At 66.0% G+C, this 15597-nt stretch carries 19 protein-coding genes; 12 read left to right on the forward strand and 7 right to left on the reverse strand.

Annotated features, from left to right (window positions below; translation table 11 throughout):
* Positions 1-55: 55 nt before the first annotated feature.
* Complete coding sequence (locus EPN59_RS16445) at positions 56-1189, reverse strand: acyl-CoA dehydrogenase (RefSeq protein ID WP_293046393.1); 1134 nt, start codon at positions 1187-1189, stop codon at positions 56-58.
* 225 nt (positions 1190-1414) lie between these two features.
* Between EPN59_RS16445 and EPN59_RS16450 the strand changes: the two genes are divergently transcribed.
* From EPN59_RS16450 to EPN59_RS16460, 3 genes are all read left to right on the forward strand, one after another.
* The gene (locus tag EPN59_RS16450; RefSeq protein ID WP_293039883.1) at positions 1415-2485 is read left to right on the forward strand and encodes an AraC family transcriptional regulator; all 1071 of its coding nucleotides are present in this window, start codon (positions 1415-1417) and stop codon (positions 2483-2485) included.
* Positions 2486-2599: 114 nt separating this feature from the next.
* Entirely contained in the window at positions 2600-2851 is a 252-nt protein-coding gene (locus EPN59_RS16455) for a DUF4148 domain-containing protein (RefSeq protein ID WP_293039877.1), read from the forward strand.
* 309 nt (positions 2852-3160) lie between these two features.
* On the forward strand, positions 3161-4459 hold the full coding sequence (locus tag EPN59_RS16460) for an NCS2 family permease (RefSeq protein WP_293039880.1): 1299 nt from the start codon (positions 3161-3163) through the stop codon (positions 4457-4459).
* A 145-nt stretch (positions 4460-4604) separates the two neighbouring features.
* Here EPN59_RS16460 and EPN59_RS16465 read toward each other — a convergent pair whose 3' ends face one another.
* Both EPN59_RS16465 and EPN59_RS16470 read right to left on the reverse strand, forming a co-directional pair.
* Positions 4605-4898, reverse strand: a complete 294-nt coding sequence (locus EPN59_RS16465; RefSeq protein ID WP_293041078.1) for a DUF1488 domain-containing protein — start codon at positions 4896-4898, stop codon at positions 4605-4607.
* Positions 4899-5200: 302 nt separating this feature from the next.
* Positions 5201-5425: a DUF2964 family protein gene (locus EPN59_RS16470; RefSeq protein ID WP_293041054.1), complete on the reverse strand. Its 225-nt coding sequence runs from the start codon at positions 5423-5425 to the stop codon at positions 5201-5203.
* A 318-nt stretch (positions 5426-5743) separates the two neighbouring features.
* On the opposite strand from EPN59_RS16470, the gene EPN59_RS16475 reads away from it, so the two are divergent.
* The 3 genes from EPN59_RS16475 (at position 5744) to EPN59_RS16485 (ending at position 7605) form a co-directional block, all read left to right on the forward strand.
* Complete coding sequence (locus EPN59_RS16475) at positions 5744-6874, forward strand: VIT1/CCC1 transporter family protein (RefSeq protein ID WP_293041057.1); 1131 nt, start codon at positions 5744-5746, stop codon at positions 6872-6874.
* On the forward strand, positions 6871-7179 hold the full coding sequence (locus tag EPN59_RS16480) for a 2Fe-2S iron-sulfur cluster-binding protein (protein ID WP_293041060.1): 309 nt from the start codon (positions 6871-6873) through the stop codon (positions 7177-7179). The genes EPN59_RS16475 and EPN59_RS16480 overlap by 4 nt, the downstream gene beginning before the upstream one ends.
* Positions 7180-7347: 168 nt before the next feature.
* On the forward strand, positions 7348-7605 hold the full coding sequence (locus EPN59_RS16485) for a DUF4148 domain-containing protein (RefSeq protein WP_293041062.1): 258 nt from the start codon (positions 7348-7350) through the stop codon (positions 7603-7605).
* Between the two features lie 125 nt (positions 7606-7730).
* Here EPN59_RS16485 and EPN59_RS16490 read toward each other — a convergent pair whose 3' ends face one another.
* The 3 genes from EPN59_RS16490 to EPN59_RS16500 form a co-directional block, all read right to left on the reverse strand.
* Positions 7731-7991 carry a hypothetical protein gene (locus EPN59_RS16490; protein ID WP_293041065.1) on the reverse strand — a complete coding sequence of 87 codons (261 nt, stop codon included), beginning with the start codon at positions 7989-7991 and terminating at the stop codon, positions 7731-7733.
* 101 nt (positions 7992-8092) lie between these two features.
* Positions 8093-8290 carry a YqaE/Pmp3 family membrane protein gene (locus EPN59_RS16495; protein ID WP_293041067.1) on the reverse strand — a complete coding sequence of 66 codons (198 nt, stop codon included), beginning with the start codon at positions 8288-8290 and terminating at the stop codon, positions 8093-8095.
* Between the two features lie 34 nt (positions 8291-8324).
* Positions 8325-8519, reverse strand: coding sequence for a DUF1653 domain-containing protein (locus tag EPN59_RS16500; RefSeq protein WP_293041070.1), 195 nt, complete (start codon positions 8517-8519; stop codon positions 8325-8327).
* Positions 8520-8925: 406 nt separating this feature from the next.
* Here EPN59_RS16500 and EPN59_RS16505 point away from each other — a divergent pair, with 406 nt between their 5' ends.
* The 6 genes from EPN59_RS16505 (at position 8926) to EPN59_RS16530 (ending at position 14230) form a co-directional block, all read left to right on the forward strand.
* On the forward strand, positions 8926-9141 hold the full coding sequence (locus EPN59_RS16505; protein ID WP_293041073.1) for a transcriptional regulator: 216 nt from the start codon (positions 8926-8928) through the stop codon (positions 9139-9141).
* 84 nt (positions 9142-9225) lie between these two features.
* On the forward strand, positions 9226-10680 hold the full coding sequence (gene iaaH / locus EPN59_RS16510; RefSeq protein ID WP_293046395.1) for an indoleacetamide hydrolase: 1455 nt from the start codon (positions 9226-9228) through the stop codon (positions 10678-10680).
* Positions 10681-10935: 255 nt separating this feature from the next.
* A complete protein-coding gene (locus EPN59_RS16515; protein ID WP_293034098.1) occupies positions 10936-11181 on the forward strand; it encodes a FeoA family protein in 246 nt (81 codons plus the stop codon).
* Positions 11178-13019, forward strand: a complete 1842-nt coding sequence (locus EPN59_RS16520; protein ID WP_293034099.1) for a ferrous iron transporter B — start codon at positions 11178-11180, stop codon at positions 13017-13019. The genes EPN59_RS16515 and EPN59_RS16520 overlap by 4 nt, the downstream gene beginning before the upstream one ends.
* Positions 13016-13318, forward strand: a complete 303-nt coding sequence (locus EPN59_RS16525) for a DUF6587 family protein (RefSeq protein ID WP_293034100.1) — start codon at positions 13016-13018, stop codon at positions 13316-13318. The genes EPN59_RS16520 and EPN59_RS16525 overlap by 4 nt, the downstream gene beginning before the upstream one ends.
* A 147-nt stretch (positions 13319-13465) precedes the next feature.
* The gene (locus EPN59_RS16530; RefSeq protein ID WP_293034101.1) at positions 13466-14230 is read left to right on the forward strand and encodes a CDP-diacylglycerol diphosphatase; all 765 of its coding nucleotides are present in this window, start codon (positions 13466-13468) and stop codon (positions 14228-14230) included.
* Between the two features lie 123 nt (positions 14231-14353).
* On the opposite strand, the gene EPN59_RS16535 is transcribed toward EPN59_RS16530, so the two are convergent.
* Positions 14354-15373, reverse strand: coding sequence for an alcohol dehydrogenase (locus EPN59_RS16535; RefSeq protein WP_293034102.1), 1020 nt, complete (start codon positions 15371-15373; stop codon positions 14354-14356).
* Positions 15374-15597 lie beyond the last annotated feature (224 nt).

Below are 15597 nucleotides of genomic sequence, written 5' to 3' on the forward strand. Positions count from 1 at the left end.
GTCGCCTATATAGTCATCAACCGTACCGCACCTGCTACTTCGCCATCCTTCCCACTCAAAGCTGCCGTGCAATCACCATGCGCTGCACTTCACTGGTGCCTTCATAGATCTGCGTGATGCGCGCATCGCGGTAGTGGCGCTCCACCGGGTAATCATTGAGGAACCCATAACCGCCGTGAATCTGGATCGCATGCGAGCACACTTCCTCGGCCATTTCGGACGCGTAGAGCTTCGCCTGCGACGCCTCCGAAAGACACGGCTTGCCGAGCGTGCGCAGCCGCGCCGCGTGATGCACGAGAAGGCGAGCGGCGTTGATCTGCGTGTGCATGTCGGCGAGCATGTTCGCCACGCTCTGGTGCCGCACGATCGGTTCGCCGAATTGCACGCGCTCGTGCGCGTAGTTGCGCGCCGCATCGAACGCCGCACGCGCGATGCCGAGCGCCTGCGCCGCGATGCCGATGCGTCCGCCTTCGAGATTCGACAGCGCGATCTTCAAGCCCTCGCCGCGCTGGCCGAGCAGATTGGCTTCAGGGATCGTGCAGTGATCGAGCGTGATCGGGCAGGTGTCGGAAGCGCGAATGCCCATCTTCTTCTCGGACGGGCCGACGTTGAATCCCGGCGTATCGGTCGGGACAATGAAGGCGGAAATGCCGCGCTTGCCCGCGTCGGCGTCGGTGACGGCAAACACGATCGCGATCTGCGCACGCGAGCCGTTCGTGACGAACTGCTTGTTGCCGTCGAGCACCCACTGGCCGTCGAGCAACTGCGCGCGCGTGCGCAGATTGTTGGCCTCGGAACCGGCCTGCGGCTCGGTCAGGCAGAACGCGCCAATCATCTCGCCTGCGGCGAGCTTGCGCAGATAGCGGTCCTTCTGCGCTTCGGTGCCGTACTTCAGGATCGGCCCGCAGCCCACCGAGTTGTGCACGCTCACCAGCGTTGCGCATGACGCGCAACCCGCAGCGATCTCCTCCATCGCGAGCGCATAAGCCACGTAGTCGGTGTACGAGCCGCCCAGCTCCTGCGGCACGATCATGCCGAGAAAGCCCAGCTCGCCCAACTGCTTCACGATCTCGTCGGGCAGCTTGCCGTCGCGATCCCATTGCGCTGCATTCGGCGCAAGTTGTTCGGTCGAGAAGTCGCGCGCGGCGTCGCGGATCATCCGTTGATCCTCGGTGTAGAACTCATCCATGTCTGTCCCCTTCCTGTCTCTGCGCACGTCTTTGCACAAGACGCGCGTGCTGCACTGCGGCGAAACGCGCGGCCCGTCGTGCGGGCTGCGCTCACTGTCGCGCCCCTCGGGCGCGGCTGCAACACCTGAGAAAAGTGTAGGCATCCGCGCGACGGCGTTCCATGTCCGCCACGATCAAACTCGTTGATCGGATTTACCATATCACTTCCGGCAACCCTTCAGGAGATGCATCTCGTGCCGAACGCGAAACCGATCAAGCTGAGCGAAAAAGGCACCATCGCGATGAGCCTCGTCAACGAGACGCTTGCGCTGGCACGCGAACGCAAGCTCGACGTCGCCCCCATACTCGAGGCCGCGGGCATTGCGCGGGCCGCGCTCGCAACGCCTCGGGCGCGCGTGAGCGCCGCGCAATACGGCGCGCTGTGGATGGGGATCGCGCACGCGCTCGACGACGAATTCTTCGGCCAGGACTCGCATGCGATGAAGAGCGGAAGCTTCGTCGCGATGACGCACGCGGCGCTCACCGCGCGCACCGGCCGCCAGGCGCTGCAGCGCGCGGTGAGCTTCATGCGGCTCGTGCTCGACGACCTGGCAGGTCACGTCGATATCGACGCGGCGCGCGTGCGCATTGCGTTCGTGCATCGCGAAGGCACGGCCACGCCGACGATCTTTGCGTACGCAACGTGGTTCATCCTCGTCTACGGGCTCGTGTGCTGGCTGGTGGGGCGGCGCATTCCGCTCATCGCCGCGCGTTTTCGCTGCGCGGCGCCGGATGCGGTGGACGAGTACCGGCTCATGTTCTGCGACGACATGACGTTCGGCGAGGACGCCTCGTATGTCGACCTGTCACCGGCGTTTCTCGAGTTGCCCGTGATCCAGACGCCCGGTTCGGCGCGCGCGTTCCTGCGCAACGCGCCGGGCAACTTCGTCGTGAAGTACCGCAATCCGGGTTCATTCGCGGCACGCGTGCGCCGGACGCTGCGCGCGCTCCCGGCCACGGCGTGGCCCGATGCCGATACGATCGCGCGGCGCCTGAACGTCGCGCCCGCCACATTGCGCCGCCGGCTCAAACAGGAGGGCCACAGTTGCCAGTCGATCAAGGACGCGTTGCGGCGCGACCTGGCCATCGCGGCGCTACAGGATTCGCGCCGCTCGGTCGCGGACGTTGCGGCAGCCGTGGGCTTCGCCGAGCCGAGCGCGTTCCACCGCGCCTTTCGCAAGTGGACGGGCATGCGTCCGGCCGACTATCGGCTGGCGCGCCAGTGGACAGGCGCGCAACGCCCTGACGACGCCTGATGCACGCCTGACGCACGCCCCCGCGCGGCCACGCCACATCCGCTTTGAATGCTTTGATTTAGCGCAACAACGCCTATACTTTTTAGGGTAATCCCTAATACAAAAGGCATGGCCATGATCTCTCCCTCTCGCATCACGCTCGCCGTGCTGGTGGCAGCCGGCGCGGCAGCTTCGACGGCTGCGCTGGCGCAGCCCGTCGGCTCCCAGGCTCCCCTGACACGCGCTCAGGTCCAGGCCGATCTGGTCGACTGGCTTCAGGCGGGCTATGACCCGTTCGACTGGATCGACTACCCCGCCAATGCACAACGCGCAGGCGCCATCGTGGCGCAGCGCCGCGCCGCCGCGGGCCAGACGCAACCGCAGTAGCAATAACGCCCTCCCCCTCGACATCACGTCTCTCATCGCTGGCGCGCGGCCTGCACCTCGCGCCAGTGCAGCCTCAAAGCCCCGCACGACATCGCCGGGCAGCGCCGTGGCCGCCTCCACCCGCCGCCCGCGCTGACGCACCTGCGCCACGCACGCTGACGGAATTCGGCACCGCGACTGTCAAGCTTGTTTACAATCCCGCCCGGAACCGGCTGTTTCCAGGCTCCGCGACGCCCTCGCCGCACCCTCCGCGCCGGCTCCGATCTCCACAACAAGACCATCCGCTCGACACTCAAAGGCTCAATCCTCATGGACGCCATCAAGCGCTATTTCGGCTTCGAAGAAGCAGGCACCGACCTGCGTACCGAAATCCTAGCCGGGATCACCACCTTCCTCACGATGGCTTACATCATCTTCGTCAATCCGGCCATCCTCGGCGATGCCGGCATGCCGAAGGAATCGGTGTTCGTCGCCACCTGCCTGGTCGCGGCAATCGCGTCGATCATCTTGGGCCTCTACGCGAACTACCCGATCGCGCTCGCGCCCGGCATGGGCCTGAACGCCTATTTCGCCTACACCGTCGTCAAGGGCATGGGCTTCACGTGGCAAGCGGCGCTCGGCGCCGTGTTCATCTCGGGGTGTCTCTTCTTCATCGTGACGCTGCTACGCGTGCGCGAAGCCATCATCAACGGCATTCCGCATTCGATCCGCGCCTCCATCACAACCGGTATCGGTCTCTTTCTCGCGCTCATCTCGCTCAAGAACGCCGGCATCGTCACGGGCAACCCGGCCACGCTCGTCACGCTCGGCAATCTGCACGATCCGCACACGATCCTCGCGATCATCGGCTTCTTCGCGATCGTCACGCTCGACGTGCTGCGCGTGCGCGGCGCGATCCTGATCGGCATCGTGGGCGTGACCGTCCTCTCGTTCTTCTTCGGCGGCAACGCGTTCCACGGCGTCTTCTCCGCGCCGCCCTCGATTGCGCCGACGTTCCTGCAGCTCGACGTGCGCGCCGCGCTCTCGACGGGCGTGCTCAACGTGATCCTCGTGTTCTTCCTCGTCGAACTGTTCGACGCCACCGGCACGCTGATGGGCGTCGCCAACCGCGCGGGGCTGCTCGTGCACGGCAAGATGCACCGCCTGAACCGCGCGCTGCTCGCCGACAGCACGGCGATTCTCGCGGGCTCGGTGCTCGGCACGTCGTCGACGACGGCGTACATCGAAAGCGCCTCGGGTGTGCAGGCAGGCGGCCGCACCGGCGTCACGGCGCTGACCGTGGCCGTGCTGTTCCTCGCGTGCCTGTTCGTCGCCCCGCTCGCGGGCGTCGTGCCCGGCTACGCGACCGCGCCCGCGCTGCTCTATGTGTCGTGCCTGATGATGCGCGAGATCGCCGCGCTCGACTGGGAAGACGCCACCGAAGCCGTGCCCGCCGTGCTGACCGCGCTCACGATGCCGTTCACGTATTCGATCGCCGACGGCGTGGCGTTCGGCTTCATCTCGTACGGGGCGCTGAAGCTGCTGACCGGCCGCGTGCGCGGGGTCAAGCCGATCGTGTGGATCATCGCGGCGGTGTTCCTGTTCCGCTTCTTCTATCTGAAGGCCTGATTGAAGGCCTGAAAAGCGCACAGCAGCAAAACCGGGCGCGCGGCCCGGCATGCATGAAGATCACGAGAGGATGCGCGCCGCGACGCGCCCGCCGTGGGTCAAAGGCGGCTCAAAAGGCGGCTGAAGAAGCGGCGCAAAACACGGCTCAAGAAGCGGCGATATTGGCCTGCACGAAACGGACATAGCCGCTACGCAACACGCGGCACCGTGCATCGGTTTCCGACAACAGCCGGCGCGCGACGGCTTCGATCCGGTCGCGATGGTTGTCGAACGCGTGGAGCATGTCTTCGGCTCGGGGCGATGCTGCACCGAAATGATCTTCCAGCGCCGCCGACGTGATCGTGCACTCCACTCTCTGCCCATCGATCATCGCCGGAAACGCCAGCGTCAAGTCGGGCCCCGAATACTCGGGGACTACCTTCGGAAAAATGATCTGCATGGGCAAGGCCTTTGGTTGAGGTTGGGCGGGCCGCGCTGCTGTTGCCCCTCCCCTGGCGCGCGCGGAATCTCATCAGCCGCCATCAGTTCGCGTCCTGGGCGACACGTTTTCGCCGGTTGATTGGATTTACTTTAGACGACTTCACACGGGTCGCAAGGCCGGCGTTGTCGCAGTCGGAAAATCACGCGCCCGGTCCCGCTTTTTGCACGCTTCCTGCCCGCTCGCTGCCCTTTTCTGTGCGCGCACAGACGCGCCCCATGCACCCGCGCGTATGCCGCATCGCAGCGAAATGACGTCGCACGTTACGTTTCGCGATGCCGCTGCTGATGCTGCTGATCGTCGATATCCGTCGGGTACAGGGTCAGCATCACGACGAACGCAACGACGCTCGCGCCAATGGTTGCCGCGCCGTACAACACGACATTGCTCAGATCGAAGAACAGCCCGTGAAGCACCAGCGCCACGCCGAACAGCGCGGCGAACGTGGCGAGCGTCGCGCCCACAATCCTCAATTCACCATGCACCATGATGTACTCCGTCAAACGGAGCCCGCCGCGGTCCATCGGCCGCCGCCGGGGCGCGAGACCGCTACGCGCTTCTCTTCATCCTGGCACTCGCGCGAATGAACGCAAGCGGAATCTGAGGGCTTGCGGGGAATTCGAAGCTGGTCAGCAATCCTGAATCATGACGCAGTGCAAAACCGCACTAAAAATTGCACGCAAATGACCTGCTGCATTGCAACGCAGCAGGTGCGTGCAATGTGCGTGCAATCCGGTTTGCCTGCCGCCGTGCGGGCAGGCTGCGGGCCAGGTTAAGCTTGGCGAATCCTCTCGCCCACGCATGCCATGGCCTCTGCCCAGGAACTCAAACGCTTCAGGCGCAATCTCGCCGACGAACTCGATAGCGCTGCCGTCTACGACACGCTGTCTGCCGTCGAGCAGGACACAGGGCGCCGCAAGATCTTCGCCGAACTCGCCGCGTCCGAGCGTGAGCATGCGCGCGTGTGGCACGACAAGCTCACGGCTAACGGCGTGCGTCCGCGGCCGCATCGGCGCAGCGCGAAAACGCGGCTGCTTCAGGCGCTTACGCGCGTATTCGGCCCGTCGATCGTGCTGCCGACCGTCGCCGCCGCCGAATACGCCGACCGCGACCGCTACGCGCACGAACCGGGCGCCGAAAAGCTCTCCGCGCAGGAACAGCAGCACGCGGCGATCGTGCAGTCGTTCGTCGCGGCCAGGACCGCGCGCAAGCGCCCGAAAGGCGAGCAGATCGCCGCCGCCGAGTCGTGGCACAAGGGCGCGACGTCGGGCAACGACCTGCGCGCCGCCGTACTCGGGGCCAACGACGGACTCGTCTCGAACTTCTGCCTCATCATGGGCGTCGCGGGCGCGGGCAGCGCCAACCACACGATCCTGCTCACGGGGCTCGCCGGGCTCGTGGCAGGCGCGTGTTCGATGGCGCTCGGCGAATGGCTGTCGGTCACCAACGCGCGTGAGCTCGCGCGCACGCAGCTCGCGCGGGAAGCCGACGAACTCGAGCACACGCCCGACGCCGAACGCCACGAACTCGCGCTGATTTACCAGGCGAAGGGCATCGACGCCGACGAATCGCGGCGCGTCGCCGCGCAGATCATGCGGGACCGCGATCAGGCGCTCGACACGCTCGCGCGCGAAGAACTGGGCATCGATCCGAAGGAACTGGGCGGCAATCCGTGGTCGGCGGCGGCGGTGTCGTTTTGTCTCTTTTCGCTCGGCGCAGCGTTTCCCACCGCCGCATTTCTGTGGGCGCGCGGCACGTCGGCAATCGTGCAGTCGGTCGTGCTGAGCGCAATCGGGCTCGCGGCAGTCGGCGTGTTCACGTCGCTTTTCAACGGGCGCAGCGCAACGTTTTCTGCGTTGCGGCAGATCGTGATCGGGCTCGTCGCGGCGGCGTTTACGGCGGGCGCGGGCCGACTGCTGGGCGTATCGATTTCATGAGCGCGGACGATTGCAAGCGCACGCCGCGCGTGCGCATCGAACCGCTCGGCGTGACGTTCGAGGCGCCGCCGGAGCTCACGTTGCTGGAGGCGGCGCGCCGCGCCGGCATCCGCCTGCCGCGCATGTGCCGCAACGGAACGTGCCGGACGTGCATCTGCCGCGCCGTGAGCGGCGAAGTCCGCTTTACGATCGAATGGCCGGGGCTGAGCCGCGAGGAGAAAGCCGAAGGCTACGTACTGACATGCGTGGCCATCGCGCAGACCGACCTGGTGCTCGACGTGCCGGACGCAACGTTGTCTTCATGATGGATTCGTAAGATGAATACCCAGGGCGACTGTTGTCGCCGCACGAACAGTGAATTCGCTTCCCAGGTATTTACCCTGATCATGCGAGCACCTACATTGACGCCATGGCCAGCGCAATACCACCGCAATACGCCGAGGCCACTCACAAAATCTATTGGAGGTAGCGTCATGAAACCGATTCTCAAGGCCGCCGTGGTCGCCGCAGTGCTCACCGTTCCGGCTCTTTCGTTCGCCCAGCAACAACAACCCGTGACCCGCGCACAGGTACGCGCCGAACTCACGCAACTGCGCGCCGCCGGCTACAACCCGAGCGACTGGATGCACTATCCCGACAATATCCAGGCCGCCGAAGCGAAGGTCGAAGCCCAGCGCGCTGCGACCGCTTTTGGTCCGTCGACGAACGGTACGTCGCAATCGGGCCAGTAACCGACCTGAATCGAACGGGCCTCGGCACAAGCCCGAGGCATTCAAACAATCAGGCCCGCCCTCGCGAGAGAGGCGGGCCTGATTGTTTTCAGCCTGCGCATGCGTGCAGGCCGGTTTTTGTACGGTTAGCGCCTGCCACCGCGACCGCCGCGTCCACCGCGTTCGCCGCGTTCGCCGCCCCACCAATCGTGGTCTCCACGGCCATGCCAGCCGCCGTCGCCGCCGCCCCAAATGCCGACATCCACGGTTCCGTAGGCAGGCGCGTAGCCGTAGTAGCCGGGATAGGGCTGTCCATAGCCATATCCGTAGCCATAGTCATAACCGGGCGCGACCACACACCCGCTCAGCAGCGCAATCGCGCCTGCGACAAAGACGATCTTGATCATTGTTCACCCCCCTTTCTATGCGTAAGAAAACAGAGGCGCCATGAAGTTCTCACCGAATTGTTAGCCGCCATTACACGTGTCATGGCGGCTTTCACACCCACTCATGATCGGCGCTTGCCGAAAGCTGCGTCGATCTTGCGGTCGGTGTGGAACTGGCTGAGTGAATAGACGGCCCAGATAGCAGCCGGAATCCAGCCGATCAGCGTGATCTGGAGAATCAGGCAGATCACGCCCGCCAGCGGACGGCCAATCGTGAAAAACAGCAACCAGGGCAGAAAGATCGCGATCAGAAGACGCATGGTCGTGAGCGCCGCGCAGGGCGAAGTTCAGGTTTCAGTTGACGGGCGCAAAGCGCGGCACCAGCGCACCTTCGTGTTCGACGAGTTCGAAGAACACCGAAGCTGGCCGCGTCCAGATCGTGCCGTTCGCCGCGCGGTACACGATCATCGTGACCGACGGGTCGGATTCGAGCGTCGCCTCGCAGACCAGTTCGTAGACGCCACCCTTGTAGTGCCGGTACCGCACCATTGTGTTCCCCTCGTGGATTGCGCAACGCGTGTTTGCGCGACTCCCGTAGTTTAGCAACGGATCACGCAGCGAATCGGGACAGAATCGGGACAACGTCGGGTTTGGGCGCTGCGGCAACGCGGCACGGCGCAGCAATTCGTAGCTGCGCAACGTCCGCCACCGCACGCATGGGGCAAATCCACCGGGGCCGCTGGTACGCCACCCCACAGACACCGGGCGGCCTGTGAACGACATTGACTCCGGACACGCAACTCGCCTCATCCGGATCATTTCGCCGACCGTTCCAGTCCGCCCGTGATTAGCTTGCGACGAACGCCTGGTTGCACCCGCACGCGCGCCCCGATGCGTACGTGCCTGCGCCGCCCAGTTTGCGCGCCGCCCGGAACGCAAGCAGAGATCGATCGCCATGAACCCAGTTTTCCGCTACAAGGGCTACGACATTGCCCCGGCAGCGCAGCGCCTGCCAAACGGCCTGTACGCGGCCAACCTGACCATCGGCACACAGCCGGGCGACGCCCGCTCGTTCGATGCGCTCGACTACTTCTTCGACGAAGCGAACGCACTGGCCTACGCGTACCGCTGGGCGTGCATGTGGATCGACGAGCAACGCCACTACGCGTAGCGCAATACGCTTCCTGACCGTTGTGACAGAATGGCCTTCACATAGTGAGAACGGTACGAACGCTACGTCGAGGAGAACGACCGCATGACGTGGACTGTCGACAAGCAGATCGCACTCACCGCGACGCAAGCCGTCGAAGCGATCCAGTCAGGCCAGTTGAAGGCCGCCGAATATGCCGCCACGCTGCTGGCGCGCGCGCAGGCGCTCGCGAATCTCAATGCGCTCACCGTGCTCGACGTCGAAGGCGCGCTGGCCGCCGCGCGCCGCATCGACGCACTCGGCGCGAGCGAGCGTGCGCGCCTGCCGCTGGCCGGGCTGCCCATCGTCGTGAAGGACAACATCAACACGCGCGGCCTGCAAACGTCGGCGGCCACGCCCGCACTCGAAGGCTTCATGCCCGCGCGACATGCGCCCTCGGTGCAGCGGCTCGTCGATGCGGGCGCCATCCTGCTCGGCAAGGCCAACATGCACGAACTGGCGTTCGGCATCACGAGCACGAATCTGAGCCCGGCCGCAGGGCCCGTGCGCAATCCCTACGATTGTGAACGGATCCCCGGCGGATCGTCGGGCGGCACCGCCGCCGCCATCGCCGCACGCATCGCGCCCGCCGGACTCGGCACCGACACGGGCGGCTCGACGCGCATTCCCGCCGCGCTGTGCGGCATCGTCGGGCTGCGGCCGTCCGTCGGCGACGGCGGCACGCAGCGGCGCTATCACGATCCGCAAGCCGTCGTGCCCATCAGCCACACGCGCGACACGGTCGGGCCGATGGCGCGCACGGTCGCCGACGTGACGCTGCTCGACGGCGTCATCACCGGTCACGGCCCGCTTGCGCATGCAACGGTTACGAACCTGCGCATCGGGTTGCCCGCACCGCTCTGGGCAGGGCTCGAGCGCGCGCTGGAAGACGTGGCGCGCGCAGCGCTCGGCAAGCTCGAAGCGGCTGGCGTAACGTTCGTGCCCGTCGAAATGAGCGAGCTGCTCGCGCTCAACGAACGCGTGAGCGGCGCGCTCGCGCTGCACGAACCGATCGAGGATCTGCACGCGTGGCTCGTGGCGAACCACACGCCGGTCCAGAGCGTCGCTGCGGTGGCGGCGCGCATCGCCAGCCCGGACGTGCGCGCGGCCTACGATGCGGTGCTCGCCGACCGGCGCGGCGGCGACTATCAAACGGCGATCTCGGTCTGGCGCCCGCAGCTGCAACGGCTTTACGCGCAGACGTTTGCCGCTGGCGGACTCGACGCGCTGCTGTTTCCGACCACGCGCCTCGCCGCGGTGCCCATCGACACGCTGAACGGCTCATCGCGCGTTTCGATTGACGGGGCCGCGCCCATCGACGAGATGAACGCCTACCTGCGCAATACCGATCCGGCCAGCAACGCCGGGATTCCAGGGCTTGCGCTGCCTGCCGGGCTCGCCTACAGGCGGCTGCCCGTGGGCCTCGAACTCGACGGGCCGCTCGGCAGCGACCGGCGCCTGCTCGCAATCGGGCTTGCATTCGAGCAGATACTCGGCACCCTGCCCGCACCCAGGATTTGACGCGCGGCGGCACGCGGACCGGCATCGCCATCCCGAAGCGCCGCGCTTCACGTTCCCTCCCTTCACGCCCTTCGCGTCCTTCACGCCCCTCACGCCCCTCACGCCTGGCCGCAGCGCGCCTTGCGCCCGCACAACCGCGCCCCCATTGCATCGGCGCGACACATTGACCCTACCGGCGTCAGGCCGCCGCCCCGTGCGCGCCCGGAGGCGTACAATGCGAATCGTTCGCATTCTAATTAATTGCACTTCCTAATCATGCGTCTGACAGACCTCTCCAGAGGCACCCCAGCCTACGTCGAGCGCGTTGACGACGCGCATGAACGCGATCCCATCGCCCAGCGCCTGCGCGATCTCGGCTTCGTGCCGGGCGAGCCGGTCCGCGTCGTCGCCCATGCGCCCTGGAGCGCCGATCCGCTGCTCGTGCAGATCGGCTCGACGCGCTTCGCGCTGCGCCGCGCCGAAGCACAACGCGTGAGCGTTCATGAGGCGAGTGCATCGTGAGCCAGGCCTCACTGCGCATCGCCCTCGTCGGCAATCCCAACTGCGGCAAGACCGCACTCTTCAATCTGCTCACCGGCGCACGCCAGAAGGTCGCCAACTACGCGGGCGTCACCGTCGAGCGCAAGGAAGGCCGCTTCGCGACGCCTTCGGGCCGCAAGGTCCAGCTGCTCGATCTGCCCGGCGCGTACAGCTTCGACTCGACAAGCCCCGATGAGCGCGTCACGCGCGACGTGCTGCTCGGCCGCTATCCGGGCGAAGCCGTGCCGGACCTCGTGGTCTGCGTTGCGGACGCAACGAACCTGCGCCTGCATCTGCGCTTCGTGCTCGAAGTCAAACGGCTCGGCCGCCCGGCCGTGCTCGCGCTGAACATGATGGACGCCGCGAAGCGGCGCGGCGTGACCGTGGACGTGGCCGAACTCTCGCGCCTGCTCGGCATGCCGGTGGTCGAAACCGTGGCGGTGCAGCGCGGCGGCGCCGAGGCGCTGATCGATCTGCTCGACCGCACCGATGCGCAAGCCGCGAACGGCAGCGCGCGCCCCGAAGACGCGGACGATCTGCACGCCACCGTGCGCGGCATCCTCGCCGCAGCGGTGACGATGCCGCGCGCCACCGACGCGCGCGACGACGCCCTCGACCGCTGGACGCTGCACCCGTTCTTCGGTCCGCTGATCCTCGCGATCGTGATGTTCCTCGTGTTCCAGGCGGTCTACTCGCTCGGCAAGCCGCTCACCGATGCGATCGGCGACGCCTTCACGTGGCTCGGCGCCATGGCGGGCGCCGTGCTGCCCGAGGGGCCGCTGCGCAGCCTCGTGACCGATGCGATCTTCAGCGGGGTCGGCACAGTGCTCGGCTTCCTGCCCGAGATTCTCGTATTGTTCTTCTTCATCCTCGTCCTCGAGGAATCGGGCTATCTGCCGCGCGCGGCGTTCCTGCTCGATCGCGTGATGGTGTCGGTCGGGCTCACGGGGCGCTCGTTCATTCCGCTGCTGTCGAGCTTCGCATGCGCGATTCCCGGCATCATGGGCACGCGCAGCATCACCGATCCGCGCGACCGTCTCGCGACGATACTCGTCGCGCCGCTCATGACCTGCTCCGCGCGGCTGCCCGTCTATGCACTCCTGATCGGCGCGTTCATTCCGCACCAGTTGATCTTCGGCGTGTTCAACCTGCAGGGGCTCGTACTGTTCGTGCTCTATGTCGCGGGCATCATCGGCGCGATGGTGGTGGGCTGGGTGATGAAGCATCTGCGACGCGACCGCCGCGAGCACGCACTGCTGATGGAACTGCCGTCCTACCGTATGCCGCGCGCACGCGATATCGGCATCGGCCTGTGGGAGCGCGGCATGATCTTCCTGAAGCGTCTCACCGGCATCATCCTCGCCCTGAGCGTGCTGATGTGGTTCATCTCGACATTCCCTTCGCCGCCCGCGGGCGCGACCGGTCCCGCCATCGACTACACGTTCGCGGGCTATCTGGGCCGCTTCCTGCAGTATCCGTTCGCGCCACTCGGCTTTAACTGGCAGATCACCCTTTCGCTGATTCCGGCGTTCGCCGCACGCGAAACCGCCGTCGCCGCGCTCGCAACGGTCTACTCCGTGGCAGGCGGCGACACCGACGTCGTCGGGCTTGGTCACACGCTCGCGCATAACTTCTCGCTCGCGAGCGCGCTCTCGCTGATGGTGTGGTTCGCGTTCGCGCCGCAATGCATGTCGACGCTCGCCGTGATCCGGCGCGAGACGCGCTCGTGGCGCGCCGTGTCGGCCTCATTTGGCTATATGTTCGTGATGGCGTATCTGGCGGCGCTACTCACGTATCAGATCGCGAGCCGCTTCTCATGAGCACCGGACTGATCGCTCAATATGCGGTAATCGTCGTGCTCGTCGGCCTGAGCGCGCTCTACACGCTGCGCAAGCTCGCGCCGACGCTGGTGGCGCGCCGCCAGGCCGCCCTCGCCGCCAGCCTGCTCAAGGCGGGGCGCGGCGCATTCGCGCAACGCATCGGCCGCGCGCTGCAGCCGCGCGGCGCGACCGGCAATTGCGCCGACGGTTGCGGGACATGCGGCTCGTGTGGCCCGAAGCCCGCCGCCGACAACGAAGACGACGAGCATCCGCTCACGTTTCATCCGCCGCGTAAATAAGCGGCGCGAAACCGACTTTAAAGCGGCGGCCTGAAACCGGCCTGACACAGGCATTCCGCTACACTCGCGGCTGCAACGGGCCGCTCGCCATCGCGACACAGTGAAGCGCGGCCTGCCCCGCTCTCCCGTCTCGATTGCGCCGCGTCCATGCGATACACCACCCTGCTGAAGACCTTCTTTCTCGCGGCCATCGCCACTGCGCTCATGGCCGCCAGCGGCTGCGCGCGACTGTCCAAGGTCGACTCGAACGCACTCTGGGAAATCGTCGGCGGCCAGTGCGTCCCGAACGCGCGCGACACCGGCAAGCCTGCGCCATGCACAAGCGTCAATCTCGACAAGCGCTATGCGGTGTTCAAGGACATACGGGGCCGCGCGCAATATCTGCTGATTCCGACCGACCGCGTATCGGGCATCGAAAGCCCCGAAATTCTCTATGCGGGCTCGCCTGAATATTGGGTGGGCGCATGGAACGCCGGACGCCATGTCGATGCGAAGCTCGATATGCAGCTCGCCGCCTACCAGCTTGGCCTCGAAATTAATTCGCCTACACAGCGTTCGCAAAACCAGTTGCACATTCACGTCGATTGCATGCGAACCGATATCGCCGAAGCGCTCGCGCCGCACCGCGCCGACGCACCCGGCGCGTGGAACTGGATCACGCTCGACGGCAAACGCTATCGCGTCACGCGCGTCACGAGCCTCTACGACCGCAACAATCCGTTCCGCGTCGTGGCGCGAAACCTTGGCGCGCAGCAGACGATGGACGCGCAGACGATCCTCGTGACCGGCGCCGGTCCCGACGCCGCGCGCGACGGCTGGCTGATCGTCAACAGCGGACGCGACATCGAAGGCGGAACCGGCAACGCGGAGGGTCTGCTCGATCACGCATGCAGCGTCGCACGCGCGCACTGATGCACGGATCTCGCACGTAGCCGCCCGGTAGTCGGCAATCGATCCGGACGCCTATGTTGCTGACTCAACGAAATGATGACCGGAGCGGCGACCGGAGCGCGCGATGCTCGACGAGCATGCGACTCAACTTCCCGGCTTGAGCACCACGCGAAAGCGCGCTTTCCCGCTCATCATCCGGTCATAGGCTTCGGCCGCGCGGGAAAGCGGATATTCCTCGATCATCGGCTTCACGCCCGAGAGCGCGCTGAACGCCAGCGTGTCCTGCGAATCGGCGGCGGTGCCCGAGGGCCAGCCCTGCACCGAATGGCGCCCCATGATGAACTGCGCGATCGACACTTCCACGGGCTCCTCCGACACGCCGACCATGATCATCTTGCCGTTCAAGCCCAGGCCGCCCAACGCCGCCGTCATGGCCTTGCCGCTCGTGGCCGTGGCGAGGATCACGCGCGCGCCGCCAAGCGCCTGCAACGCTTCGGCCACATTCTGCGAGGCGCTGTCGATGTAGTGATGCGCGCCGAGTTGCGTGGCGAGCGGCGCTTTGTCTTGCCCGCGCGCGATGGCCACGGTGAGGAAACCCATCTTTCGCGCGTACTGCACGCCAAGATGGCCGAGGCCGCCGATGCCGAGGATCGCCACGACGTCGCCCGCGCGCGCGCCGCTATGGCGCAGTGCGTTGAAGGTGGTGATGCCCGCGCACAGGAGCGGTGCGGCATCGACGTCCGGGAGATCGTCGGGCATGCGCGCGAGCGCTTCCTGCGGCGCGGTCATGTAGTCGGCGTAACCGCCGTCGTAGCTGATGCCCGGAATGCGCCCGCTCTTGCACAGCACGAAGTCGCCGCGCCGGCAGTGTTCGCAATGGCCGCAGTGCCCGCCATGCCAGCCCACGCCGATACGCTGCCCGACCTGCCATTCATCGACACGCGGGCCCAGCTTTTCGATTACGCCTGCAATCTCGTGTCCCGGCACGCGCGGAAATTGCAGGCCCGGCCAATGGCCTTCCTTCGTGAGCGAATCGCTATGGCAGATCCCGCAAGCCTGCACCTTGACGAGGACATGCCCCTCGGTCGGCTCGGGCACGTCACGCTCGACGAGTTCCAGCGGCCCGCCGGGCTTTGCCACTTGCACTACCTGCATCTTTCGCATCGTCTGCTCCCTGGAAAAAGGGCGGAAATCCGGTGCCGCAACTGGGGCACTTTCCGAAGAAAGAACGAAGGGAAATTGTGGGTTCCGCCGTTAGCCAGGCGATCTACACTGCAAAACAACGACGACAAAAAAATCGGCCAGCTTTCGCGGACCTGGTGATTCTATTCCGATCCGGCTTTGCTCAGGCTCAGCCCGTACGTACTGTCCTTACTGCCCTTTCTGTC

This window comes from Paraburkholderia sp., assembly GCF_004298475.1.
GTDB lineage: Bacteria > Pseudomonadota > Gammaproteobacteria > Burkholderiales > Burkholderiaceae > Paraburkholderia > Paraburkholderia denitrificans.

What these genes read in the sequence shown, in the direction of transcription:
- EPN59_RS16445 (WP_293046393.1), bottom strand. Translation starts at nt 1,189, where the DNA reads ATGGATGAGTTCTACACCGAGGATCAACGGATGATCCGCGACGCCGCG.
- EPN59_RS16450 (WP_293039883.1), top strand. Translation starts at nt 1,415, where the DNA reads ATGCATCTCGTGCCGAACGCGAAACCGATCAAGCTGAGCGAAAAAGGC.
- EPN59_RS16455 (WP_293039877.1), top strand. Translation starts at nt 2,600, where the DNA reads ATGATCTCTCCCTCTCGCATCACGCTCGCCGTGCTGGTGGCAGCCGGC.
- EPN59_RS16460 (WP_293039880.1), top strand. Translation starts at nt 3,161, where the DNA reads ATGGACGCCATCAAGCGCTATTTCGGCTTCGAAGAAGCAGGCACCGAC.
- EPN59_RS16465 (WP_293041078.1), bottom strand. Translation starts at nt 4,898, where the DNA reads ATGCAGATCATTTTTCCGAAGGTAGTCCCCGAGTATTCGGGGCCCGAC.
- EPN59_RS16470 (WP_293041054.1), bottom strand. Translation starts at nt 5,425, where the DNA reads ATGGTGCATGGTGAATTGAGGATTGTGGGCGCGACGCTCGCCACGTTC.
- EPN59_RS16475 (WP_293041057.1), top strand. Translation starts at nt 5,744, where the DNA reads ATGGCCTCTGCCCAGGAACTCAAACGCTTCAGGCGCAATCTCGCCGAC.
- EPN59_RS16480 (WP_293041060.1), top strand. Translation starts at nt 6,871, where the DNA reads ATGAGCGCGGACGATTGCAAGCGCACGCCGCGCGTGCGCATCGAACCG.
- EPN59_RS16485 (WP_293041062.1), top strand. Translation starts at nt 7,348, where the DNA reads ATGAAACCGATTCTCAAGGCCGCCGTGGTCGCCGCAGTGCTCACCGTT.
- EPN59_RS16490 (WP_293041065.1), bottom strand. Translation starts at nt 7,991, where the DNA reads ATGATCAAGATCGTCTTTGTCGCAGGCGCGATTGCGCTGCTGAGCGGG.
- EPN59_RS16495 (WP_293041067.1), bottom strand. Translation starts at nt 8,290, where the DNA reads ATGCGTCTTCTGATCGCGATCTTTCTGCCCTGGTTGCTGTTTTTCACG.
- EPN59_RS16500 (WP_293041070.1), bottom strand. Translation starts at nt 8,519, where the DNA reads ATGGTGCGGTACCGGCACTACAAGGGTGGCGTCTACGAACTGGTCTGC.
- EPN59_RS16505 (WP_293041073.1), top strand. Translation starts at nt 8,926, where the DNA reads ATGAACCCAGTTTTCCGCTACAAGGGCTACGACATTGCCCCGGCAGCG.
- iaaH (WP_293046395.1), top strand. Translation starts at nt 9,226, where the DNA reads ATGACGTGGACTGTCGACAAGCAGATCGCACTCACCGCGACGCAAGCC.
- EPN59_RS16515 (WP_293034098.1), top strand. Translation starts at nt 10,936, where the DNA reads ATGCGTCTGACAGACCTCTCCAGAGGCACCCCAGCCTACGTCGAGCGC.
- EPN59_RS16525 (WP_293034100.1), top strand. Translation starts at nt 13,016, where the DNA reads ATGAGCACCGGACTGATCGCTCAATATGCGGTAATCGTCGTGCTCGTC.
- EPN59_RS16530 (WP_293034101.1), top strand. Translation starts at nt 13,466, where the DNA reads ATGCGATACACCACCCTGCTGAAGACCTTCTTTCTCGCGGCCATCGCC.
- EPN59_RS16535 (WP_293034102.1), bottom strand. Translation starts at nt 15,373, where the DNA reads ATGCGAAAGATGCAGGTAGTGCAAGTGGCAAAGCCCGGCGGGCCGCTG.